Annotated in this window: 17 protein-coding genes and 1 CRISPR repeat array; of the genes, 8 read left to right on the top strand and 9 right to left on the bottom strand. The window is 72.1% G+C overall.

The window, feature by feature from the left end; translation table 11 throughout:
* The first annotated feature begins 15 nt into the window (after positions 1 to 15).
* Positions 16 to 1,437, top strand: coding sequence for a serine/threonine-protein kinase (locus BZB76_RS36610; RefSeq protein ID WP_420534757.1), 1,422 nt, complete (start codon positions 16 to 18; stop codon positions 1,435 to 1,437).
* 34 nt (positions 1,438 to 1,471) lie between these two features.
* A CRISPR array of direct repeats spans positions 1,472 to 2,033; the repeat unit is 30 nt; unit sequence GTTGCGATCCCTCGTAGGGGCGATGAGGAC.
* A gap of 301 nt (positions 2,034 to 2,334) precedes the next feature.
* Here the strand turns inward: BZB76_RS36610 and BZB76_RS01660 are convergent.
* The 5 genes from BZB76_RS01660 to BZB76_RS01680 form a co-directional block, all read right to left on the bottom strand.
* Positions 2,335 to 4,158 carry a sensor histidine kinase gene (locus tag BZB76_RS01660; protein WP_147449270.1) on the bottom strand — a complete coding sequence of 608 codons (1,824 nt, stop codon included), beginning with the start codon at positions 4,156 to 4,158 and terminating at the stop codon, positions 2,335 to 2,337.
* A gap of 180 nt (positions 4,159 to 4,338) precedes the next feature.
* Entirely contained in the window at positions 4,339 to 5,409 is a 1,071-nt protein-coding gene (locus tag BZB76_RS01665; RefSeq protein ID WP_121432517.1) for a phosphotriesterase family protein, read from the bottom strand.
* On the bottom strand, positions 5,406 to 6,392 hold the full coding sequence (locus BZB76_RS01670) for a phosphotriesterase family protein (RefSeq protein ID WP_121432518.1): 987 nt from the start codon (positions 6,390 to 6,392) through the stop codon (positions 5,406 to 5,408). Before BZB76_RS01670 ends, BZB76_RS01665 begins: the two co-directional genes overlap by 4 nt.
* A 174-nt stretch (positions 6,393 to 6,566) precedes the next feature.
* A complete protein-coding gene (locus BZB76_RS01675; RefSeq protein WP_121432519.1) occupies positions 6,567 to 7,124 on the bottom strand; it encodes a hypothetical protein in 558 nt (185 codons plus the stop codon).
* Positions 7,125 to 7,166: 42 nt separating this feature from the next.
* Entirely contained in the window at positions 7,167 to 8,462 is a 1,296-nt protein-coding gene (locus BZB76_RS01680) for a CysS/YqeB C-terminal domain-containing protein (protein ID WP_147449271.1), read from the bottom strand.
* 203 nt (positions 8,463 to 8,665) lie between these two features.
* Between BZB76_RS01680 and BZB76_RS01685 the strand changes: the two genes are divergently transcribed.
* From BZB76_RS01685 to BZB76_RS01705, 5 genes are all read left to right on the top strand, one after another.
* On the top strand, positions 8,666 to 10,054 hold the full coding sequence (locus tag BZB76_RS01685; RefSeq protein WP_121433379.1) for an alpha/beta hydrolase family protein: 1,389 nt from the start codon (positions 8,666 to 8,668) through the stop codon (positions 10,052 to 10,054).
* A gap of 270 nt (positions 10,055 to 10,324) precedes the next feature.
* On the top strand, positions 10,325 to 13,939 hold the full coding sequence (locus BZB76_RS01690; protein WP_121432521.1) for a WD40 repeat domain-containing protein: 3,615 nt from the start codon (positions 10,325 to 10,327) through the stop codon (positions 13,937 to 13,939).
* Between the two features lie 21 nt (positions 13,940 to 13,960).
* Complete coding sequence (locus BZB76_RS01695) at positions 13,961 to 14,614, top strand: hypothetical protein (protein ID WP_121432522.1); 654 nt, start codon at positions 13,961 to 13,963, stop codon at positions 14,612 to 14,614.
* Positions 14,611 to 17,157 (top strand): NACHT domain-containing protein, encoded by a 2,547-nt coding sequence (locus BZB76_RS01700; RefSeq protein ID WP_147449273.1) that lies wholly within the window; start codon positions 14,611 to 14,613, stop codon positions 17,155 to 17,157. Before BZB76_RS01695 ends, BZB76_RS01700 begins: the two co-directional genes overlap by 4 nt.
* A gap of 136 nt (positions 17,158 to 17,293) precedes the next feature.
* Positions 17,294 to 18,628, top strand: coding sequence for an XRE family transcriptional regulator (locus BZB76_RS01705; RefSeq protein WP_147449274.1), 1,335 nt, complete (start codon positions 17,294 to 17,296; stop codon positions 18,626 to 18,628).
* Here the strand turns inward: BZB76_RS01705 and BZB76_RS01710 are convergent.
* Positions 18,606 to 18,839 carry a hypothetical protein gene (locus tag BZB76_RS01710; protein WP_121432525.1) on the bottom strand — a complete coding sequence of 78 codons (234 nt, stop codon included), beginning with the start codon at positions 18,837 to 18,839 and terminating at the stop codon, positions 18,606 to 18,608. The two genes, BZB76_RS01705 and BZB76_RS01710, sit on opposite strands and share 23 nt — an antisense overlap.
* Before the next feature lie 197 nt (positions 18,840 to 19,036).
* Between BZB76_RS01710 and BZB76_RS01715 the strand changes: the two genes are divergently transcribed.
* Entirely contained in the window at positions 19,037 to 19,468 is a 432-nt protein-coding gene (locus tag BZB76_RS01715) for a pyridoxamine 5'-phosphate oxidase family protein (protein WP_121432526.1), read from the top strand.
* A gap of 11 nt (positions 19,469 to 19,479) precedes the next feature.
* Here the strand turns inward: BZB76_RS01715 and BZB76_RS01720 are convergent, their stop codons facing one another.
* The 3 genes from BZB76_RS01720 to BZB76_RS01730 are packed head-to-tail and all read right to left on the bottom strand — an operon-like array spanning position 19,480 to position 21,884.
* Positions 19,480 to 20,670 carry a cysteine desulfurase family protein gene (locus BZB76_RS01720; RefSeq protein ID WP_121432527.1) on the bottom strand — a complete coding sequence of 397 codons (1,191 nt, stop codon included), beginning with the start codon at positions 20,668 to 20,670 and terminating at the stop codon, positions 19,480 to 19,482.
* Between the two features lie 19 nt (positions 20,671 to 20,689).
* Positions 20,690 to 21,127 carry a MerR family transcriptional regulator gene (locus BZB76_RS01725; protein WP_246006698.1) on the bottom strand — a complete coding sequence of 146 codons (438 nt, stop codon included), beginning with the start codon at positions 21,125 to 21,127 and terminating at the stop codon, positions 20,690 to 20,692.
* 34 nt (positions 21,128 to 21,161) lie between these two features.
* Positions 21,162 to 21,884, bottom strand: a complete 723-nt coding sequence (locus tag BZB76_RS01730; protein WP_121432528.1) for a spermidine synthase family protein — start codon at positions 21,882 to 21,884, stop codon at positions 21,162 to 21,164.
* Positions 21,885 to 22,093: 209 nt separating this feature from the next.
* On the opposite strand from BZB76_RS01730, the gene BZB76_RS01735 reads away from it, so the two are divergent.
* Positions 22,094 to 23,701, top strand: coding sequence for a peptide chain release factor 3 (locus BZB76_RS01735; RefSeq protein ID WP_121432529.1), 1,608 nt, complete (start codon positions 22,094 to 22,096; stop codon positions 23,699 to 23,701).
* Positions 23,702 to 23,725 lie beyond the last annotated feature (24 nt).

The raw sequence follows: 23,725 nt of genomic DNA on the forward strand, positions 1-23,725 counted from the left end.
AGCCGAGGAGTTTCGATGATCGCGGACGGGACGTCCGGTCGCACCAGGCCTTTGGGGCCGCAGGACCCGCATTGGTTCGGCGAATACCGCACCACAGGTGTCCTCGGTGAGGGCGGCATGGGCCGGGTCTACGCCGGGCGGGCCCGCGACGGACGGCTGGTCGCCATCAAGGCGATCCGCGCGGAGCTGGCCCGCGACGAGGACTTCCGCGCGCGCTTCCGTCGCGAGGCCGAATGCGCGATGCGCGTCCCCGCGTTCGCCACCGCGGAGGTGCTGGCCGCCGATCCGGACGCACCCGTCCCGTACCTGGTCACCGAGTACATCGACGGTCCCACGCTGCATGAGCTGGTGGCGGGCGACGGACCCCTGTACGGCGCCGAGTTGCACCAGTTGGCGGTCGCGGTGGCCACGGCACTGAAGGGGGTGCACGGCGCCGGGATCATGCACCGTGACCTCAAGCCCGGCAATGTACTGCTGTCCCGGTTCGGCCCACGGGTGATCGACTTCGGGATCGCGCGCACGCCGGACGCCACCCGCATGACCAGCCAGGGTCAGGCCGTGGGCACCCCGTCCTACATGGCGCCCGAGCAGCTCCTCAACAGCCCGGGGCCCGCGTCCGACATCTTCGCCTGGGGCGGGGTGGTCGTGTTCGCGGGCACCGGGCACCGCCCGTTCGGCGGCGACACGCTCCAGCAGATGGTCGGGCAGATCATGGGCGAGGAACCCGACCTCGGCGGGCTGCCGCCGAACCTGCGCAGCGTGGTAGCCGCGGCGATGCGCAAAGACCCGGACGACCGCCCGACCGCAGCGGAGCTACTGGAGATGCTGGAGTCGGCAAGCGGCAACTCCACCATGCCGCAGATGCCGCCGAACGTGATGATCGAGGCGATCGTCCCCCCGCCGACGCGGGCTCAGGCCGCCGAGCGGACCACGACCGATGTGCACACCACAAAAAAGCTTCCGGACGCCTTCGACGGGACAACCGTTTACGTCCCGCCGAAGCCCCGGCGGCGACGGCGCGGCGCCCGCGTCCTATGGGCGGTTCTGCTGCCGGTCGCGCTGGCTGGCGCCCTGCTCGCCTGGGCGAACCGGCCCGCCGAGCAGGCCGACCCGGTCGTGACCGCGGTGGACGTCAAGGTGGACGACCCGCGTCCACGCTGTGGGGGCGAGGTCACCATCACCGGCACGTTCACCACCGATGGCACGCCCGGCGAGATCACCTACCAGTGGTGGCGCAGCGACGAGGACGCCCCCGAACCACCGCGCCGCCACGGCGTCGAGCGGGACCGTACCCGGGCAACCGTCCGACTGCTGTGGCGTCTGCACGGCGAGGGACGCCGCAAATTCACCGCCACGTTGACCGTCCTCGGCGACCACCCACGCCAAGACACCGCCTCATTCGTCTACATATGCTCGAAAGTTACAACCCCTCGTTAGGGGCGATGAGGACCAGCGGCCGAACGGTCGCCTGGGTGCGATCCCTCGTAGGGGCGATGAGGACCGACGCGATCGGCTGGGTCACCCGGCACCGCCGCGTGTTGCGATCCCTCGTAGGGGCAAAGAGGACCTCGGTGAGGTCCTCACCCTCCGCCAGGACCCCACCGCGTTGCGATCCCTCGTAGGGGCGATGAGGACGGGCCCCGACAAGGCGCCGCCGCCCTCAACATCCTCCTGTTGCGATCCCTCGTAGGGGCGATGAGGACCCCAACTCCGCGCTCCACAGGCCGAAGAACTTGATGTTGCGATCCCTCGTAGGGGCGATGAGGACGGTTCCGACCATTCCCACGATCCTCGCCAGCAAATTGTTGCGATCCCTCGTAGGGGCGATGAGGACCGAATCATTCAGTACGTGGCTTCCCGAGGGAATATATGAGTTGCGACCCCTCGTAGGGGCGATGAGGACGGTACCGGAAACGGATCCGCCCCTTCGACGCTTCCCGTTGCGATCCCTCGTAGGGGCGATGAGGACAGGAGGCTGCGGACCTAGCCGGTAATAACGACCTGTTGCGATCCCTCGTAGGGGCGATGAGGACGCCAAGGTAAAGGTGCTGGTCATCGGCGGTGGGGCTGGGAGGTTTTGCGGGTGGTTTTCAGCGGACCTCCGGTAGTGCGGAAGAGGCCGGTGTGTCGCTGAAGTTCGACTCTGTTGAGGTGTCAAGGAGCGAGTTCAGGAGATGGCAATTGGTGGCTTTGGGGGTGTTCGTACGTACCGCTGGTGCTGCGGCCCGCGGAGGGGTGAGGAGGGTCGGGGATCTCGTGTGCAACATAGCGGTCAGAACGGTCTCCTGCGCGGGGTATGAGGGCAGATCTCCGAAGCCGTCCGCTGTTACGCGGTCAGTGGTCCCGTTGCTGTGCGAAGCGGCCTGGGCAGGGGATTACGGCGGTTAGGACGGTTCCCTCGTGGGGTTCGGAGTGTAGATCCAGGGTGCCGTCTACGGCCGTCACTCGGTCGTGGAGGCCGGCGAGGCCGGAGCCGGGGCGGACGGTGGCGCCGCCCGTTCCGTTGTCGGCGACCTGGACGGTCACCTGGCCGTCCGCGAGTCCGGCGGTGATGTCTATACGGTCGGCTCCGGCGTGGCGTAATGCGTTGGTGAGCGCCTCGCTGACGACGAAGTAGGCGGTGAGGGCGATCGGTTCCGGCAGGTCGGTGAGTGGGGCGTCCATGTGGAGGCGGACCGGGCCGTCGGCGCGTCTGACCAGTTCGCGCAGCACGGCACGGAGTCCCTCGGTGGTCAGCACCGCCGGGTGGATTCCGCGGGCCAACTCCCGTAGGGAGCGCAGGGCGTCGCGTAGGCGCGTTTCCGCTTCATTGATCGCCTTGTCTAGTTCGTCGCGGCGGCCGGGTGGGACGGTGCGGTCGGCTGCCTGGCGCACCCGCGCCAACTCGGTTCCGACCCAGACCAGTTGGGCCTGTGCGCCGTCGTGCAGGTCGCGTTGCAGTCGGTGGCGGGCGGCGTCCTCGGCCGCGACGATCCGTGCGAGCAGTGCTCGGACCTGGGTGAGGTGGGCGCGTGCGGTCGCCTGGAGGCGGGTGTTCTCCAGGACGAGCCGGGTCGCCTCGGTCACGGCCTCCAGCAGTCGTGGTTCGGAGTGCAGAGATGGGTGATGGATCAGCACCGCCACCGGGTCGTCCGGGTCGCCGATCGTGGTGATCGCCGTGGTGGTGTCGTGGGCGGGGACCTCTACGGGTGTGCCCTCGGCGCTGACGTATCCGCCGTCCAGTGGGAAGGCGATCCGTAGGCCGGGGTCGTGGAGGGTTGCGGCGAGTTTGGCTTGGAGTCGTCCGGGTGGGAGTTCGGCGATTTCGCGGACGAGGTCGGACACGCGCGCCTCGTCCAGCCGTTCACGCAGCAGGCCCAGGAAGAACGCGGCCGGGATGGACGACACCGCCACGAACTGCGCGACCGCGAGCGTGCCGTCGAAGACGGGGTGGAAGACCCATGGCAGTAGTGCGCCCTGCACGCTCACGAGCGTGAACAGCGACGCCGTCACGATCATCGCGAGGGAGGGGAAGGCGAGCATTCGCCGCTCCTGCCATCCGGCCGACCGGTAGCGGCGCACGACCACCGACGCGCCGATGACGACCAGCACCCCTCCGCCCGCCGTCGCGAGGAGGCCGATGGTGTTGCTGAGGGTGGTGTCGTCGATCGGTTTGATGGGGTCGCAGACGTCGCGGCAGGTTCCGTCCGGTCGTGGCATGCCCACCAGGGCGAGGACGACGGCGTGGAACGTGCCGTAGCAGTAGCCCGCGGCGACCACACGGCGCCCGGCCGTGTCGCGCAGCGTTCCGGTCGGGTAGGCGAGGAACACGTGTGCGCCGAGCGGGAGCTGGAAGGCGTTCAGCCAGGACGACACCATCACCAGCAGCCGAAGCCATTCCGGGGTCGGGTCCAGCGCGAATGCGGCGGGGGCGGTGCAGGCCAGGAGCAGGCCGAGGAGCAGCATCAGCGTGCCCATGGGTCGCCTTGGCCGCACCCGCACGGCTAAGAAGCCGGTCAGCAGCCATGCTCCGACCTGCGCCAGTTCCTTGGTGTAGAACAGCGGACGGAACGTGCCCCAACCGGCGGCGAGCCTGGCGTCTAGGGCGATCAACGCGACGCCCGCTAAGAGCAGTGCCCAGTGGCTTGGGCGTACGGAATCCGCGCCTCGTTCGTTCATCGCCCACACCCGCACAGCCCTGTTTATGGACGGCCGAATTCCGAGGAGAATTCTTTCCTCTTGCTCGCCGTTATCACGCCCCAGCGTAACAGGGCGAGGACGCCGCGTTACGCGGATCTTTCGGGTTGGTGAAGGCCGGATTCGGCAACCCGGGTGAACGGGTTGCCGAATCCCGGGAAATCAGGGGGCCGGGGCGGCGAAGGCCAGGGCGCGGGCGGGGTTGTCGACCATGATCTTGTGAATGGCCTCGTCGGCGACGCCTAGGCGGCGCAGGGCGGGCAGGAAATGGTCGGGGATGTAGCTGAAGCCCTGACCGCCATACCGTTTGAGTTGGATCTTCTGGCAGACGTCATGGCCGAGGACGATCTGGTCGGCGTATCCGGCCTCGACCAGGTCGGCGATGCCGCGGGCGGTCTTGTGCTCGCCGAGGAGCACCAGGTGGCCCCAGGGGCTGCCGGGCGAGGCCAGGAAGTCGAACTCGATGAAGACGCCGCGGGCGAGGATCCGCCGTGCGAACGGCAGGTCGACGGCCATCAGTCCGGCGTGGCCGAAGACGACGTTGGACGGGTCGACGCCCTCCTCTTCCAGGATGTCGAGGACGGCGAACTTCTCCTCGCCGACGCCGCCGACGTGGAAGGTGATGGGGGCGCCAGTGATGCGGCTGGCGCGTCCGCTGGCCCGGACGCTCTTCCATTCGGCAGGGGTCAGCGGGTCCGTTTCCGCGCCGACCTCGCCGATGATTCCGGCGCGGACTCCGGTGCCGTCGGCGCCCTCCACGATGTCGCGGACGATCACGTCGGTGAGGTCGTCCACGGATCGTTCGTCCATGTCGAGCGGGTGGAACGTCGGCGTGTACCAGCCCGCGCCCATCACGACGTTAAGGCCGCTTTCCTGGGAAAGCCGCAGCAGCGAGGCGGGGTCGCGGCCGATGCCGAGGTTGGTGACCTCGACGACGGTTCCGCCGCCGGTGCGTTGGAAGTCGCGGACTTCGGCGAGCATTTCGTCGAAGTCGCCGAGGACGTCGTTGTCGGCATTGACGGCGCCGTGCCGGGTGCGGGCCAGGTTCGCCAGCGTGAGGGGTTCGGCCGCCTCCGGGGAGTCCTCGCCGGGACGGAGCGCGTGGGCCGGACGGCGCAGGTCGACGAACAGGTGCTCGTGCATGAGCGTCGGGCCGAGGGTCGACGGGTTCACCGGCCCGGTGACCGTGAGCACCTGGCCGGAAAGGTCGGGAATGGTCGACGGCGGGGTCATCCGCGGCCCTCCGTGAAGGTCAGCCAGCGGCACGGGTTCGCCGCCGTGAGGGTGTCCGGCAGGGCGTCGTCCGCGCCCGAGAAGCGCAGGTAGGGGACGAACTGTTGGGCGACGAAGCCGTAGCCGCCGCCGCCGAAGGCCGTCAGGTCGATCTTGCGGGAGACGTTCGGGGACAGCAGGATCCGGTCGGCGTGGCCGCGTCCGGCGAGGGCCAGGACGGCGGCGGCGACGTCCTGGTCGTCGATCTCCCGGTAGACGGAGGAGAGCCTGCCGAGGCCGTTGAACTGGACGAACACGCCCCGGTCGGCGAGGGCGGCGAGGGCTTCGACGTCGGTGGCGAGGTCGTCGCAGTGGCCGACGGCGATCCGGCCGAGGTCGGCGCCGCGCTCGGCGAACAGGTCGAGGAGGGCGTGCGTGGCGGTCGGTGTCGCGGCACGGGAGACGAGGACCGGGGCGCCGGTGCGTCGGGCGGCGTCCGCGACGGCCGTGGCGAGGGCGCGGTCGGCGGGGCGGTCGGGGTCGAGCGCGCCGATCTCGCCGATCACTCCGGCGGGGACGCCGTTCACGCCCTCGTGGATCTCGCGGACGATCTCGTCGGCGAGGTTCTCGGGGGCTTGCTCCGGGGAGTGGCCGCCGCAGCCCATGACCACGGTGATCCCTGTCGTCTCGGCGAGGCGGGCCAGCTCGTCCGGTCGGCGGCCCTGGTCGACTCGGGTGACGTCGACGACGGCGCCGCCGCCCTGCGCGGCGAAGTCGGCGAGGTCGGTGCGGACGTCGTCGGCGGTCAGGCGGAGGTCGTCCTCGTTCTGGGCGCCCATGGCGAGCGCGCCGAGCCTGTCCATGGTCACCGGTGCCTTGTCCGCGATCACGGTGGCGGCGTCGTTCATGTCGCTGACCAGGTGCACCGAGGTGACGGTGTGCCCGAGGTCGGGCGGGTCGATCGGCCCGGCGACGGTGACGACCCGTCCGGTCAGGCTGGTCACGTTCCGAGATCCTTCCGTTGGGGACGGCGCCCGGGTCCCATCCCCGCACGGGCGACATTTCGTCTCGTCCGGGCACCGTGCCGATCAAGGTATCGGCCTCGGTCGTGCCGGCCCTTGTATCTCACCGCACGCGTGTTGATGTTCCCCGCAAGGCACGTCCGTCCCGATTTCGGGTCAACGGGACGTGAACGCCTCCCAGCCGTCCTGGCCTGGCTCGGGCAACTGCCCGGCGGGGGCCGGTGACGACAGGGCGAGTATCCCGGCCAGCCCCTCGACCGAGTCGATCACGCGGCGGGCGGCGGTGTCGTTGTACCAGAGGAACGCCAGGTGGCGGACGGCGTGCGCGGCGACCTGCTCGATCCGGGGCCTTCCCGGGGACGGGCTCGCCGGGCCGTCGCCATAGGCCAGCCCCCGGCCGGTCAGTGGCATGGCCGCGAGATCCGGACGCGGGTCCGGGCAGCAGGCGTAGGTCAGCAGGACCCGCCCGGACGGGTCGTGCCGCCAACTCGTCGAGTGCAGCAGGTGCGCTGCGGTGTCGGACGGCAGTCCGAGTAGTTCGCGTGCCACCGCGTCGGGATGCCGCCCGTCGCTCAATTCCCCCGTGAGCACGCGGAAGGCCAGGGCGTCGTTCACCGTCCCCTTCTCCCCTGTGACTCTGAGCGCGAGCACCTCGACCACGACGGCGGCGCCACGCTCGACGATCTCTTGCGTCCCCCTGTATTGCGACCCCATTGCAACAGCATGCCATGCGCAGTTCGGGTCGCGCGCTGTCCGTCAGGTGGGTTCCGGCTGCCAGTGGGTGCCGTCCGGTGTGTCGCGTACCTCCACTCCGGCCGCTTTCAGCGCGTCCCGGACGGCGTCGGCGAGCGAATAGCAGCCCGTGCGACGCAGTTCGGCGCGGACTCGGACGAGCGGTTCGACCGCCGGTGCCAGGACGTCCCGTGGGTCGGTGAGGCCGCGTCCCGCCGTCTGCCCGAGCCGGACGACCAGGGTTCGCATCACGTCCCTGGCCCAGTCGGTGCCGCCCTCGTCCTCCTCGGTGTCCCCGGCCCACTCGGCCACGGCGGCGTCGATGTCGAGCACGGCCCGGACGAGCGCCTCGGCGTCGCCCTCGCGGACACCGGCCTCGAAGCGCCGCTCGCAGCCGACGACGGTGTCGCGCAGCGTCGCGGGCGGTGGGGCCGCTTCGGTGGCGTCGTCCCGGGGCGCGACGGGCGCCCGCCGCGCCGTCTCGCCGCGGACCAGCGCGCGCAGGTCGCTCAGGGCCAGCCGCTCGCCGGACGGGACGACCACGCTCTCCCCCGACCGCCGGACGGTCATGGAGCCCCGGCCGCGCACCTCCACCAGGTCACGACCCACATCGATCACGGCGGCCGTGTGCTCGTCCAGGCCCAGCACCGCCGCGCCGTCCGGCAGTTCCCGCTCCAGCACCCGCAGCCGCCGCTCCCCCAGGTAGCAGTACCGCGTGTCGTGGGTGCCGCCCTCGGCGTTGTCGTAGTGCGGGATCAGCGCGACCTTCAGCCCCAGGCATCCGAGGACGTCCAGGCCCTCCAGCCAGTGCGGGCGCGCGCCCGCCTTGTAGATCTCGTAGACCGGCAGCGCGTACGCGCCGAGCGTGCACGCCGCCGCCGACGCGAACACCAGCGCCGCGCGGCCCGTCCGCACATGGTCGGCCAGCGCGTCGCCCACCGGCCCGCCCCGCCATTGCGCCAGCGCGTACGTCGGGCTTCCCGGACCGGCGAACAGCCAGTCCGCGCCGCGCACCGCCGCCAGCCCGACGTCGGCGGCGCGCGCCCGAGCGCCGTCGTCCTCGCTGCTCGTGCCGATCTCGGCTAATCCGCGCAGGCCGGGCGGCACGTCCACGGTCAGCCCGACGCTCCGCTCGAAGTACGTCTGCGCCCGCGTCGAGATCTCGGCGACGTTCTCTTGGAAGCCGTACGGCGTGTCCAGCAGCACCGCCGACGTCGGTCGTAGCCGGTCGACCAACTCCCGGTGCACGCTCACCATCGTCGGACTGGTCTCACCGGACCCCATCAGCACCAGCACCGGTTCCCGCGTTCCGTCGCGCAAGCCGACCCCCTATCCCAGACCCGTGCCCCCGCTTTCTCGCTCCTACCTGTGAGGATCGCACCGCCCCACCCGACCGTCCATGAGTCGGGCGCTATGTGCATGGGTCTCGTCCGGTGTTCGTGTCGATTCGTGAGCCGCCCGTTCGACCTGTGAATGAAGGGACTTCGTAAAACGACCCGCACGAGCCGGAAGGGACGATGATCATGAGGAGACTGCTCGCCACGCTGATCGCGGGCGTCGTGGTCTGCGCGTCGACGGTCGCTCTGCCCGCGCAGGCCGCGGCGCAGGAGCCGCGCGAACACAAAGGCGAGATCAACGGCGCCCGATACCGCGTGGAGGTGCCGAAACGCTGGAACGGCACGCTCGTGCTCTACAGCCACGGCTACATCCCGGACGGCTTCACCGTCGGGCAGGTACAGCTCTCCAACAACGACGAGACCCGCGAATGGCTGCTGGACCACGGCTACGCCCTCGCCGCCTCCGAGTACCAGAACAAGGGTGTCGGCTACCTCATCAAGGAAGCGATGCGTGACCAGCTCGCGCTGCTCGACTGGTTCAACGCCAACGTCGGGAAGCCCCGGCGGACGGTGCTGAGCGGCCAGTCACTCGGTGGGTCGATCGCGACGCTGCTCGCCGAGCGGTATCCGAACCGGTTCGACGGCGCGCTGAACCTGTGCGCCGTGTACGACCCGCTGAACACCTTCAACACCGCGCTCGACATCAACTTCGCGGTCAGGACGCTGCTCGCCCCGGGCGAGGACATCGACCTCGTGAACTCCCGCGACCCGAAGGCCGGACGGGCCGCGCTGCACGACGCGATCAACCGGACGCGCGAGACCCGCCAGGGGCAGGCCCGTCTCGCGCTGGCCGCCGCGCTCGGCAACGTGACCGGCTGGTTCCACCCGCACGAGCCCAAGCCCACCGACCCCGCCGGGTGGATCCGGCGGCAGTCCGACTGGGTCCAGTGGGCCAAGGTGGACGGCAACGGCACCGTCGCGTTCGCCGACATCGCCCAGCGGGCCGGTGGCAATCCGCTGTCGAACGTCGGCGTGAACTACACCGGTCAGCTCGCACGGTCCGGGCAGCGGGCCGCGGTCGAGCGGGCGTACCGGAAGGCGGGCCTGGACCTGCGCGCCGACCTCGCCCGGCTGGCCGCCGCGCCGCGCATCGCGTCCGAGCGGGACGCGCTGCGCCACATGTACCGGTACGGGGTGCCGACCGGCGGCACGCGGGTGCCGATCGTGGGGCTGCACACCACCGGTGACGCCGGGGCGCCGCCGGACCAGGGCCGCTGGTACGCCGACCAGGTCCGCCGCAACGGTCATCCCGACCGGCTGCGCCAGTTCTACGTTGAGCGCGGCGGGCACTGCTCGTTCAACGCCGCCGAGGAGCTCACCGCCTTCCGCGCGCTGCTGACCAGGATCGACACCGGCCACTGGCCGCGGCACACCGACCCCCGGCGGCTGAACGCCGAGGCGAACCGGTTCGACCCGCGCTTCCACCTGGTGGCGGCCTACGGCGAGTCGAAGAAGACCATGGCGCCCGCCTTCACCCGCTACAGCCCGCCCCTCACGTCGCGTCCGTCCCGGTGACCGCGTCCGTCCCGGTGACCGCGTCCGTCCCGGTGACCGCGCCAGTACCGGTGACCGCGCCAGTACCGGTGACCGCGCCCGGCTCAGGTAGAGCGCGAGCGGCTGAAGTGTCCGGATGAAGTCCGGTGGCCGTCCTGGACGGCGGTATGGGGGAGGCGAGAAGAGAAGAAGGGGCAGCAGTCTGACTGCTGCCCCTTCAGGCGGTGGAGGCCACGAACGCCGGTGTGGTGATTCGGGCGCGATTGATCAAGGTAGACCCGAGTGGTCAGAATGACCGCCGTGGGCGACGACGGCGAGTCCGAACGGAAGAACGCACCGGACTTCTGCCCGTATCAGGGGCTCGCGCCGTTCGAGACCGAGCGCACCGAGCTGTTCTTCGGGCGTGCGCGAGCGACCCGGAACCTGCTGGAACGTCTGGGGTCGCGTCTGGAACGGGACGGGTCCCTGCTGTTGGTCTCCGGAGCGTCGGGCGTGGGGAAGTCGTCGCTGCTGCGGGCCGGGCTGCTGCCCGCGCTGGCGAAGGGCATGCTGCCGGTCGACGGGTCGCGGCACTGGCCGCGCCTGCTCGTCACGCCGACCGCGGAGCCGTTGCGCGCCCTGGCCGATTGCTGGACGCGGGCACACGGCGGCAACGCCGAGACGGTGTGTGCGAAGCTGCGGCACGAGCCGGAGCGGGCCCTCGTGCCGGTAGGACGTTTCGTCCTGGTCGTCGACCAGTTCGAGGAGCTGTTCACGCTGGTCACCGACGAGCGGGAGCGCCAGACCTATGTGCGGGCGCTGCACGCCCTGACCGGGGGACCATGCCACGCGGCCGTGGTCGTCGGCGTGCGGGCGGACTACTGGGACCGCTGCGCCGCCTACCCGCGTTTCGCCGAGGCGATCCAGGACGGCCAGGTCATCGTCGAGCCGATGTCGGAACCGGATCTGCGGCTGGCCATCACCGGGCCCGCCGCCGCGGCCGGGTTGGAGATCGAACCGGGGCTGGTGGAGACCGTCCTGGACGAGCTGCGGGCCGAGCGGCCCCACGGAGATCCCTACGACGCGGGCGCGCTTCCGTTGCTCTCGCAGGCGCTCCTCAACACGTGGGAGCGGCGCGAGAACGGCCGGTTGACCCTCCGGGGATACGAGGAGTCCGGACGGGTCCGCGACGCCGTCCGGCGCACGGCCGACGAGGTCCTCGACCGGCTGCCGCCGCGGGATCGCACGACCGCGCTGCGGCTGTTCCGGCGAATGACACTGATCACCCCGGGCGGGCGGGTGGCGCGGCGCCCGGTGACGTGGGCCGACGTCCACGCCGCCGCGTCCGCGCACGCGCCGGAGGAGCGGCGCCGGGCCGCGGCGCTGCTGTCCGCGTTCGCCGACCAGCGCCTGCTCACCCTGCACGAGGACACCGTGGAGATCGCACATGACGTACTCCTCGTGGCGTGGCCGACGCTCGCGCGGTGGCTGGAACCGGATCTGACCGCGCAGGCGGTGTACGACCGGCTCGTCGAGGACGCCGCGCAGTGGGCCGAGCATCACCGCGACCCCGCCTACCTGTACCGGGGAGCCCGGTTGCTGGCGGTTCAGGACAGCCGTCCGCGATGGGACCGGGACCCCGACAGCTTCCCGCCGCCCGGCCCCACCGTGGACGGCTTCGTGGCGGCGTCGACGCGAGCCGCGCGGACCGCCGGTCGACGCCGGGGCGCCGTGGTGGCCGGTCTCGCGGTGCTGGCCGCGCTGGCGCTGGTCGCGGCCGTCGTCGCCGTCGACGCGGCGGACGACGCCGAACGGCAGCGGAGGCTGGCGGTCTCGCGGCAGCTCGCGGCGCAGAGCGAGGTCGTCGACGATCCCGCGGTCGCGGCGCTGCTGGCGGTGGCGGCGTGGCGGATCGCGCCCACCCCGCAGGCCCGGCACCGGATGCTCGACGCGGCGTCGCGGCCCGGCCGTACGGTCCTTCCCGGGGCCGCGCGGCCCGGCCGGGATGTGGAGGCGGAGTTCAGCCCGGACGGTTCGGTTCTCGCGACCGGGGTCAACGGCGCCGTCCAGTTGTGGGACGCGGCGTCCCATCGGCGGCTCGGCGCTCTGACCGCCCGGTCGGGGACGGTTCTCTCGTCCTGCGACGCGGGGTTCGACCTGACCTTCAGTCCGGACGGGCGAACGCTCGCGACGGTGTGCCAGTGGAACGTTCAATTCTGGGACGTGTCCACGCGCCGCCCCTCCGGTACGCCGCTCGACGTGCAGGGTTCGGTGCGGGGCGTCGAGACCGTGGAGACGATCGCTTTCAGCCCGGACGGAACCGCCCTCGCGACGTCGAGCCATGACGGGACCACGCAGCTTTGGGACGTGGCCGCCCGCCGCAGGATCGGCGCACCCCTCCGCGGCCCCGGCAAGGCGCGGGACGGCGCGTCCGCCCGGCCGGTGGCGTTCACCCGGGACGGGAAGCACCTCGTCATCGCCGGCGCAGGGAACACCGTCCGGCTGTGGGACACCACCACGCGCCGCCAGGTCGGGAAGCCGTTCGCCGGGCACACCGATGGCATCCGCGACGTGTCCGTCAGCCCGGACGGGACGACCCTCGCGACCTCGAGCGCGGACGGGACCGTCCGGCTGTGGAATCTCACCACCCACGCCCAGATCGGCGAGCCGCTCCGGAACCCCGCCGATGGCTCCGAATTTCACGGGACGGCGTTCAGCCCGGACGGGACGCGGCTCGCCACCGCCGGGGCCGATGGCTCCACCCGGCTGTGGGACGTCACCGGCCACCGGCCCGTGGGCACCGCCCTCACCGAGGGTCCGCAACCCGTCCGGAGGGTGGCGTTCAGCCCGGATGGGCGGACCCTCGCCGCCGCCGATGACAACGGCACCGTCCGCCTTCTCGACCCGGCGACCCACCGGCAGGTCGGGGCCGCGATCCCCGCCCTGTCCGATGTCCGGTTCAGCCCTGACGGCAGGACGCTGGCCGCCTCCGGGCGCGGCACGGTCCGGCTCTGGGACGTCGCCGCTTCTCGCCGCGAGGGTCGGCCCCTGAGGCCGGACGGCGCGGCGCCGGGTCGTGTCCCGGCCGTGTACGCGGTGCGGTTCAGTCCCGACGGCGGGACGGTCGCGACGGCCTCGCTCGGCGGCACCGTCCGGCTGTGGAGCACCGCCACCGGCCGCCCGACCGGCCCGCCCGTCTACTCCGGCGGCGAGCGGTGGCAGGTGGAACTCGCCCCGAACGCGAGGCTCCTCGCCGTCCTGCACGGCCGGTCCGTCGGGTTCTGGGACGTCGCCGCCCGCCGCGAGGCCGGTCCCCGCATCAGCCTCCCGGGGCGCACCGACCGTGTATCGACGGCGGCGTTCAGCCCGGACGGCAAGACCCTGGCGACGGCGGGCGGCGACCGTTCCGTGCGGTTGTTCGACGTGGGCGCCCGCCGCCAGATCGGACGCCCCTTGAGCGCCGCCGTAGACGGAGGGTTTCTCGACGATGTGGAGTTCAGCCCGGACGGGAAGACCCTGGCCACCACGTCCGGGATGACCGTGCTGCTGTGGGACGTCCAGCGCCAACGCCGGACGGGAACCGCCCTTGCGGGCCACACCGGCCTCGTCGACACGGTCGCGTTCAGCCCGGACGGCCGGACTCTCGTCACCGGCTCGGCGGACCGGACCGTCCGGCTGTGGGACCTGGCGACCCGCCGCCAGATCGGGCCACCGCTGACCGGTCACACCGACCGGGTGACGCGGGTGACCTACAGCCCGACCGGCACGGCCGTCGCCGGCGTCGCCCTGGACGGAACGGCCCGCATATGGAAGGTCGAAACCATCGATCCCGCGTCGACGATCTGCGCCGGTGTGGGCCGCTCACTGACACGTGCCGAATGGCAGCGGTTCGTGCCCGGCGAGAAGTACGTGAACGTGTGCGAGTGACCGGCGGGACGGAGCGAAACGGTGTTCATCCGAGGATTCCGGCGGCGGACGGGGAAACCCGCGCCGGAACTGGTCACGTTGTTCCGTTCGATCATCGACGAGGGCCGGGCCGTCCATCCGATCGCGTCCGACTTCCTTGAACACTTCATGGACGGCGTCGGCGCGTCCCGGACGCTGTCGCCGCGCTGGCTGCGCTCGTTCAAGGCGATCCGGAAGGCCGAACGCCGCAACCAGCGCAGGTTCGAACGGCAACTCGCGGCGGAGGCGGGACGGTTGACCGACGGCGCCTCCACGTGGCTGCGCGACCACTGGGACGCACGCGTCAACGCCTTCATCGGCACGGAACTGTTCTATGTCAGCAGGATGAGCCTGCTGCGTTCGCGGGGATCGTTCATCCTGACCCGGTCAGGAACACAGGTCCGCGTGTCCGGAACGGTACGGCACCATTGGTTCGACCCCTACGACTGGGATCGCGGGCGATGGGTCTATATCCCCCGTCACGGGTTCGTTCCCATCGCGGTCGGCCGCGACCTGGTCGAAGCCGATGAGGCACGTGATTTCCTGATGGAGTCGCGCCACGTGCAGACGGTGGAGGGCGCCTGCGTGGACGGGCGGTGGCCGCGCCGCCGGGACGCCTCGTTCGCGTGGTCGTCGGTGAGAACGGGGGACCTGTGACCGTAGACCGTCCGAGCCCGCCCGACCCCACCGAGGCCACCACCGTCGCCGACTTCGTCAAGGCGCTGGTACAGCTCAGGCAGTGGGCGGGCGAACCGTCGCTGAGCAGGCTCCGCACCCTCGGCGGCCACACCCTGACCCCGGACGGCGACACCGTCGACGCGCTGCCGAAGAGCACGACGTCCCAACTGTTGCGGCAGACCGAGAGGCTGCCGCGCTGGGACTTCGTCAGGGCGTTCGTCACCGCGTGCCTCCGCTACTGCGACCATCCCGCCGAACTGATCCCCGCCGAGGTCCAGCGGTGGCGGACGGCGAGGACCGCCCTGACCGAACCGTCCGCGTCACCCGAACCGTCCGCGTCGCCCGAACCGTCCACGTCGCCCGAACCGTCCGAGCCGGAAAGCACGGGCCGCCCCGATCCCGACCCGGCCGTCGAACTGCTCGCCCGCCGGGTGGCGCGGGAGGAGGACCGGGCGCGCAAGGGGCTCCTCGGTGGCCACAGCATCGCGCCGCTCTCCTTCGGACCGCGCCCGGAGCCGGTCGACCACGACGCCGACTCCGCCCGGGAGGTCATCGACGACGTCCGCTCGATCAGCCGGTTCTTCGGCGGGCTCGACCCGCGGCGCCTGCTGGTCGTGGGCGAGTCCGGCGCGGGCAAGACGTTGCTCGCGATCGAACTGGTCCTGCAACTCGTCGAACCGTTCGTCGCCGCCGAAGGACCGCCCCTGGGCCGGGCGATGGTGCCGGTGCGGCTCAACGCCGCGCGGTGGACGTCGGGGACGCCGTTCGAGCCGTGGCTCGCCGATCAGGTCGTCCAGAACTTCGGACTCGGGCCCGAGGACGCGACGCGGCTCGTCCGCGACCGCCGGATCCTGCCCGTGGTGGACGGCCTGGACGAACTCGACCCCGAGCCCGTCACGGGCCCGCCGCGCCGCGCGATCGGGCTGCTGACCGAACTCAACCGGTACAGCGACCTGACGGGACGGCATCCGGGGGCGGTCGTCGTGACCTGCCGCGCCGACCGGCACGCCGAACTGCTGGCGGCCCGTGCCGGGCTGGCGGGCGCCGTCCGGATCCACCTGCACGGCCTGACCATCGCGCGGATCAGGACCTACCTCGCCGGCCGCTGGCCGGACGGCCATCCGTGCGAACCGCACCGCGACGGCGTCGACGCGGCCCTGTCCGGGCCGTCGGGGACGGCCGTCCGCCTCGCCCTCGCCACGCCGTGGCGGCTGATGTTGACCGTGACCGCCGTCGAGTCGGGCGCCGACCCGGCGGAACTGCTCCGGGCGGGCGTCGACCCCGATCCGCGGGACGGCGCGGCGCGGATCGCCCGGCGGCTGCTCGACTCCTACATCCCGGCGGCGACCGGGCTCACCCCCCGCACCGCCGCCGGCACGCCGTACCGTCCCGACCAGGTCCGGCGGTGGCTGCGGACCCTGGCCGCCCACCTGCGCCGGCAGGACGTCGCCGCCACCGGCATGAAACGGCCCCCGCCCGGGTTGACGGCGATCGACATCGTCCCGCACCTGCTGTGGCCGATCGGCGGACGGCGGCGGGTCCGGGCGCTGCACTGCCTGTGCTGCCTGGTCCTCGCCGTGATCGCCATGCTGGCCTTCTGGACCGGGTCGGCGGTCGACGAACCCGGCGACCTGCGCGACCGGATCAGCCTCGGCGAGGGCGTCACCCTCGGGCTGATGGCGGCGTGGGTGGGCATCGCCACCGGCCTGTCGCTGTCGCAGTGGCCCGCCGCCGCCGGTGGCCGCGCCAACGTGCCCCGCACCCGGCGTATGGTCGGCGGCCTGTGCGGGGCGCTCGCCGGTGCGGCGGCCGGTGTCCCCGGCGGCCTGGCCGGGTTCGCGCTGACCGGCGGCGAGGTCTTCGGGCCCGGGTTCGCCGTCGCGGCCGGGGCCGCCGGAGGTTCGGTGTTCGGGACGGTCATCGGGCTGACCGCCGCCGGTCGAGGCCCCGAACGCATGACCGTGGCGCAGGCGGTCCGGGCGGAGCCCGTGACGCTGCTCGGCTTCGGGCTGTGCGGCGCGCTCACCGGGCTTCCGCCGCTACGGCTCGCCGACGCCGGTCCGGTGCCGATGGCCCTCGGGGTGTCGGGGGCGTTCCTGCTGGCCTTCGCGCTCGGCGTCGTCTTCCGCATCGCGATCGGCGGCTGGAGCAAGGACGCGGACCTGGCCCACCCGCGCGAGGCCCTGCACCGCAACCCACTGATCGGGGTGGCGTTCGGGCTCACCGGCGGGGAGGCCGCGTTCCTCGTGTTCGTCATGAACCAGGGCGTCGTCGCGGCGCTCGTGTGCGCGGTGACCGGGGGCGTGGCGTTCGGACTCGCGTTCGGCGCGATCGCCTGGTCCCGGACCATGCTGGGCCTGGCCGTCGCCGCCGCGCGAGGTCTGCTGCCGCTGCGGCTGTGGGCGTTCCTCGACTGGGCCTGCGAGGCGCGGCTGCTGCGCGTCAGCGGCGCCACGTACCAGTTCCGGCACCGCGAACTTCAGGATCTGCTGACTCCTGCGGTCCGGGACCACCGCGACTGAGCCGACCGGGTGTCCGGCGGGCCGTTCCGTTCCGTTCGCTTCCGTCCGACCCGTGGTCGAACAGGCGGAACACGGCTTCGATGATCGTGATCATCCCACCCGGGGGTGCCGTGGGAGCCATGAGGAGCACGGTCAGGTGAAGAACGGTGAACCGTCCTTGGGGGCGCTGCTGCGTTGGTGGCGGGAGAGGGCACTGCTGACCCAGGAGCAGCTGGCCGACCGGGCCGGACTCAACGTCCGTACCATCCGCCGGTTGGAGAACCAGGAACTGCGCAGACCCCGCGCCACGTCGACGCTGCTGCTGGCGGAGGCGCTCGGCCTGGACGACGAGGAACGGGCCACACTCGCCGCCGCTTCGCGAGCCCTGTCACAGAACGGTGGGGGCCGTCACCTGCCCGTGCCGCGGATCGTTCCGAGCCGGCTCCCCGCCGGAACGGAACTGCCCACCGCATGGGGACGTGTGCTGGCGGGTCTGACGCGGAGCGGGGAGGCGCGCCGGCGGACGACCATCTCCATCGAGGGCATGGCCGGGGTCGGGAAGACGGCGCTGGCCGTGCGCGCCGCCCACCGACTCGCGCTCCGGTTCCCGGACGGGCAACTGTTCGTGGACCTGCGCGGCCACTCCCGGAAGTCGGCCCCGGCCGACCCGGGCACGGTGCTCACACGGCTGCTGGGTTCGCTCGGCGTTCCCGAGGCCCGCGCTCCCCGGCACGTGGACGACCGGGCCGCGCTCTACCGGGACCTGCTGGCCGACCGCCGGGTCCTGATCGTCCTGGACGACGCGGCCGGGGAGGACCAGGTCCGTCCGCTGCTGCCCGGCGGCGGGAACTCCCAAGCGATCATCACCGGCCGGCGCCGCCTCACCGGCCTGGACCACGTGTGGACCGTGCCGCTGGACGTCCTGCCGGCCCACGACGCCGTCAGCCTGTTCACCCGCACGGCCGGAGCGGACCGGATCGCCGACGCACCGGCGGACGTGCTGACGGCGATCGTCGAACGATGCGGGCTGCTGCCGCTCGCCGTCCGCCTTGCCGCCCTCCGCCTCCGCGAGCATCCCACCTGGACCGCGCACGGTCTGCTGGACCGGCTGACCACGGACCGGTCGACCGAACTCCAGGCCGGTGGGGAAAGCGTCGCCGCTGCCCTGGACCTGTCGTACCTGCGGCTCCCCGCCGACCAGCGGCGCGCGTACGGGCTGCTGGGGTCGCGGACACCCGGTGTGTTCGGTGTCGCCGCGGCCACCACCCTCCTGGGAACACCCGCCGCGCGGGCGAGGTGGCTGCTGGACCGGCTCATCGACGCCCATCTGCTGATGGAACCGGCGCCGTTCCGCTACCGCTTCCACGTTCTGGTCCGCGAGCACGCGTCCGCCGTGGCCCAGCGGTTCCCCACGGACAACGTGATCGCGGACCCCTCCGACTACGTCACCCCCGCGAGAGGCCGTTCGCTCACGTCACCCGGGTACCGGTGACACGGGTGCCGTCCGTGCCCAGTCCACCATCCCCGGTGACACGGGTGCCGTCCGTACGCAGGTCGCGGTCGCCGTTGGCGGTGGCCCAGTCGCGGGACTGGGTGCCGTCGCCGGTGACGCGGGTTCCCTGGTCCGCCATGGCGGGGGCCGCGAACATGGTCAACGAAAGGGCACCCACGGTGATGCTCGTGGCAACACGTACGATCTTCATCGCGCTTTCCTCCGGTCGTCGGTCGACTGCGGTGCCGGACGGCTCTCCACAGGGAAGTCGAGTCCGCCCGGCACCGCTTCGAAGTCTCCGCCCGCGACCGGACCCGGAGAAGGTCGGCCACCGGCCGTTGACCGGACACAACCGAAGGGGACCTTCGTCCCTGACGCTCCGTACCGCCACCATGCCAGGCTGGCAGGATGAAGCTGGACCAGAGCGGCTTGGAGATCTTGAGCAGGGACGAGTGCCGTGCCCTCCTCGGCCGCGCCACGATCGGACGGATCGTCTTCACCCACCAGGCGCTTCCGGCCGTCCAGCCGGTCAACTATCTCCTCAACCGGGGCGATCTGGTGGTGCGGACGTCCCGGACGTCGAGGCTCGCGACCGCCGCCGCCGACACCGTCGTCGCCTTCGAGATCGACGAGTTCGACACCGCGGACCGGACCGGCTGGTCGGTGGTCGTCGTCGGCCGGGCCCGCCGCGCCACCGACCCCCGGGAGATCGCCGCGCTGGAGGCCCTTCCCCTCGACAGTTGGGCGCCGGGCACGCGCGACACCTTCATCGTGATCCACCCGGAACTCGTCACGGGCCGCCGGCTGGGCCGCGCCACCGACTCCGCCGCCGCCCACTGAGCCTCGGCCGTTCACACGGCGCGGACGGTCGCGGCGAGCGCCTCGGCGGCCCGGTCGACGTCGGCGGGCGTCGTCCAGCGGCCCACTCCGAGCCGCAGCGCCGACAGGGCGCCGTCGCGGGCCAGCCCCATGGCCAGCAGGACCGGCGAGGGCTCGGGCGACCCGGTGTGACATGCCGAGCCCGTGGCGGCGGCGACCGTGGGCGTGGCCGCCAGCACGTCGTCCCCGCGCGCCCCGCCGATGGTGATGTGCAGGGTGCCGGGAAGCCGGGGCGCGGCCTCGCCGGTGAGCGCGACACGGCCGGGGAGCAGTTCCGCCAGGCGGCGGTGCAGCCGGTTTCGGAGCCGTGCTTGTCTGTCCGGGCCGCCGTCGGCGAGGTCGCTTCGGGCCAGGTCGGCGGCCACGCCGAGCGCGACGGTCAGGGCGACGTTCTCGGTTCCCGCCCGCAGGCCGCGTTCCTGCCCGCCGCCCGGCACGAGCGGCTCCAGCCGGACGCCGGAGCGCACGTACAGGGCGCCGACGCCCTTCGGGGCGTAGAACTTGTGTCCGGCGAGGGTGAGCAGGTCCACGCCGAGCCGTGTCACGTCCAGCGGGATCTTCCCTGCGGCCTGGGCGGCGTCGGTGTGGAACAGCGCGCCGTGCCGGCGGGTGATGGCCGCCAGTTCGGCGATCGGCTGGAGCACGCCGGTCTCGTTGTTCGCCGCCATGATCGACACGAGGGTGGTGTCGGGGTCGAGGGCGGCGGCCAGGTCCGCGGGGTCGACCCGGCCGTGGGCGTCGACGGGCAGGACGGTGACGCGGGGGCCATGGCGGCGGCGCAGCGCCCGGCAGGCCTCCAGCACCGCCGGATGCTCGGTGGCCTGGGTGATCACGTGCGCCTCGTCCGGACGCCGCCGGGACGGCACGGCGCCGATGATGGCCAGGGCGTCGGCCTCCGAGCCGCTGCCGGTGAAGACGATCTCCTCCGGGGCGGCACCGATCAGCGCGGCGACCTGTCCGCGTGCGCGGGCGAGCGCCTCCCCGGGCCGTACGGCGTACCGGTGGCCGCTGGACGGGTTGCCGAAGTGGGTGGTCAGGTACGGCAGCGCCGCCTCGACCACGCGCGGATCCACCGGGGTCGTGCTGTTGTAGTCGAGGTAGACGGGCCCGTCGCGCAGCCCCGGCGGCACGGGTGGCTCCCCCACACTCGGTTCGGCGGTCATCCGTGCCCTTCCGTCGGCGTCAGCGGCGGTGTTCGCGCAGCTCCGCCGCCAACTCGGCGGAGAACTGCTCGGCGTCCGACAGCCGGGCGCGGATCTTCGCGCAGCGCTCCTCGACCAGGGAGCGGTAGACGGCGAGGCGTTTCACGAGGTCGGCGCGGGCGGCCTCGCCGGTGTCGGCGGATCGGAGCCCGTCCAGGACGGACAGCAGGTCGCGCATCTCCTCCAGAGTGAAGTCAAGCGGCTTCATGCGCTTGATGACCAGGAGGCGCGCCACGTCGCCGTCGGTGTAGAGGCGGAAGCCGCCCTGGGAGCGCGCGGTGGGGAGGGCGAGGCCGACCTCTTCGTAGTGGCGGATGGTGCGCAGGCTCAGGCCGGTCCGGTCCGCGACCTCGCCGATCTGCATGTGCCCGCCGTCCATCGGGTCCCTTTCGATCCGCTCGTTCGTCCAGCTTGCCATTTCGGTTCGTTGCGGCGCGGTGGGGCCGGTCCGGTCACCGGAGCGCGGTGCGCGCGACGTACACGGTGTTGGCCGCGGTACCGCCCTGGAAGGGGTTGGGGAACTCGACGATATGCGCCGTGACCTCGTCGAACGCCTCACCGAGCACGTCCGTGAATTCGTCGTCGGGCGGCTCGTTCGACCACAGCGCGAAGGCGCCGCCGGGATGGAGTCGCGCGGCGACGCGGCCCAGCGGCCCGGACCGGTAGAACGAGGCGTGGCGAGGGTCCAGGAGATGGCGCGGCGAATGGTCGATGTCGAGGAGGATCGCGTGGAACCGGGCCTCCTTGTCGTCGGGGTCCAGCCCCTCGGGCGACGCGGCCAGGGCGAAGAAGTCGCCCTGCGTCAACCGGCAGCGCTCGTCGGTCGTCAACCGTTCCCCGAGCGGCACCAGTTGCGACCGGTGCCATTCGATGACCTCGGCGATCGCCTCCACCACGATCACCGAGCGGACGCGGGAGTCGTCCAGCGCGGCATCGGCGGTGTAGCCGAGGCCGAGCCCGCCGACCACGACGTCGAGGGCATCGCCGTGCGCGGCGGCCAGTCCGAGCCGGGCGAGTTCGATCTCTCCCGTCGTCCACAGGCTCGACATCAGGAACTCGTCGTCGAGCTTGATCTCGTAGACTTCGACGTCCACGACCGGGTCATGGCGCCGCCGCAGGCTGACGGCGCCCAGGGGCGTCGGACACCAGTCGATTTCTTCGTAGCGTGCGCCCATGGGGTCCGATCCTCATTCCTCGACGGCGGTCATCGATGATGGATACGCGGTTCGGCCCCCTGCGCCTCGGCACGCGAAAATCACCCTCCCGTAAGGGAAGAGTTTTCGATCGCTGAAGGATCGCGGGTCTTGACGGCGGGGGACGGCCCAGCCGGGCGATGGTCCGGCGGGGGGAAGCTACTCTAACGTGAGGTTAGGAAGGAGGCGCGGTGAGCGCCGGGACGGGCACCCCGCAGGACGTCGCCGAGCAGGCGGCACGGCGCCGGACGTTCGCGGTGATCAGTCACCCCGACGCGGGCAAGTCCACGCTGACCGAGGCGCTGGCGCTGCACGCGGCGGCGATCGAGGTCGCCGGGGCGGTGCACGGCAAGGCCGGGCGCGGCGGCGTCCGGTCCGACTGGATGGAGATGGAACGCGCCCGCGGCATCTCCATCACCTCCTCGGTACTGCGGTTCGAGTTCGACGGCGCGCTGCTGAACCTCCTCGACACCCCCGGCCACGCCGACTTCTCCGAGGACACCTACCGGGTCCTGGCCGCCGTCGACGCGGCGATCATGCTGCTGGACTCGGCCAAGGGCCTTGAGGCGCAGACGCTCAAGCTCTTCGACGTGTGCCGCCACCGCCGCGTCCCCGTCATCACGTTCGTCAACAAGTGGGACCGGCCCGGCCGCGAACCCCTGGAGCTGCTGGACGAGATCGAGCAGCGCATCGGCCTGCGCCCGGCCCCGCTCACCTGGCCGGTCGGTACCGCCGGCGACTTCCGCGGCCTCATCGACCGCGCCGACCGCTCCTACACCCGGTTCCGCCGCACGCCCGGTGGCGCCACCCGCGCGATCGCCGAACGGGTCCCCGCCGACCGGGCCGCCGCGGAGGAGGGCGAGGCCTGGCGGAACGCGGTGGAGGAGCTGGCGCTGCTGGACGAGATCGGCGCGACCCTCGACCCGGACGACTACGCCGCCGGGATCTGCACCCCGGTGCTGTTCGGCGCGGCCCTGCCCAACTTCGGAGTGTCCGCGCTGCTGGAGACGGTGTGCCGGCTGGCGCCGTCGCCGTCGGCGCGGATGGACGCCGACGGTCGGGAACGTCCGGTGACGGCGCCGTTCTCCGGGCAGGTGTTCAAGGTGCAGGCGGGCATGGACCGGGCGCACCGCGACCGGCTCGCCTTCATCCGGATCTGCTCGGGCCGCTTCGAACGCGGCATGTCCCTCGTCCACGCGCCGACCGGACGTCCGCTGGCCACCAAGTACGCGCAGACGGTCTTCGGACGTGACCGGTCCACCCTTGACACCGCCTACCCCGGCGACGTGATCGGCCTGCCGAACGCCACCGGCCTGACCGTGGGCGACACCCTGTACGCGAGGACGCCGGTGACGTTCCCGCCGATCCCGGCGTTTGCCCCCGAGCACTTCATGGTGGCGCGGGTCACCGACAACGGCCGCGCGAAGCAGTTCCGGCGCGGCATCGACCAGCTCGACAGCGAAGGGGTGGTGCAGGTGCTGCGCAGCGACCTGCGCGGCGACCAGGCGCCCGTGCTCGCCGCGGTCGGGCCGTTGCAGTTCGACGTGTTCGCCGCCCGGATGGCGGACGAGTTCAACGCCCCGGTCACGCTGAACCGGCTCGATTACTCGACCGCCCGTATCACCGACAAGGAGTCCGCCGACACCCTGAACGGGCGCCGTGGCGTCGAGGTGCTGACCCGTACCCTGGACGGCGCGCTCGTCGCGGTGTTCGTCGACAAGTGGCGGCTGCGCGCCGTCGAACGCGAACATCCCGGCGTCACCCTCACCCCGATGCTCGCGGCGGGCGACTCCGACTGAAGCGGTCTCGCGTTTCCTAAGGTG

It is taken from the genome of Actinomadura pelletieri DSM 43383 (genome assembly GCF_003634705.1).
Classification (GTDB): domain Bacteria; phylum Actinomycetota; class Actinomycetes; order Streptosporangiales; family Streptosporangiaceae; genus Spirillospora; species Spirillospora pelletieri.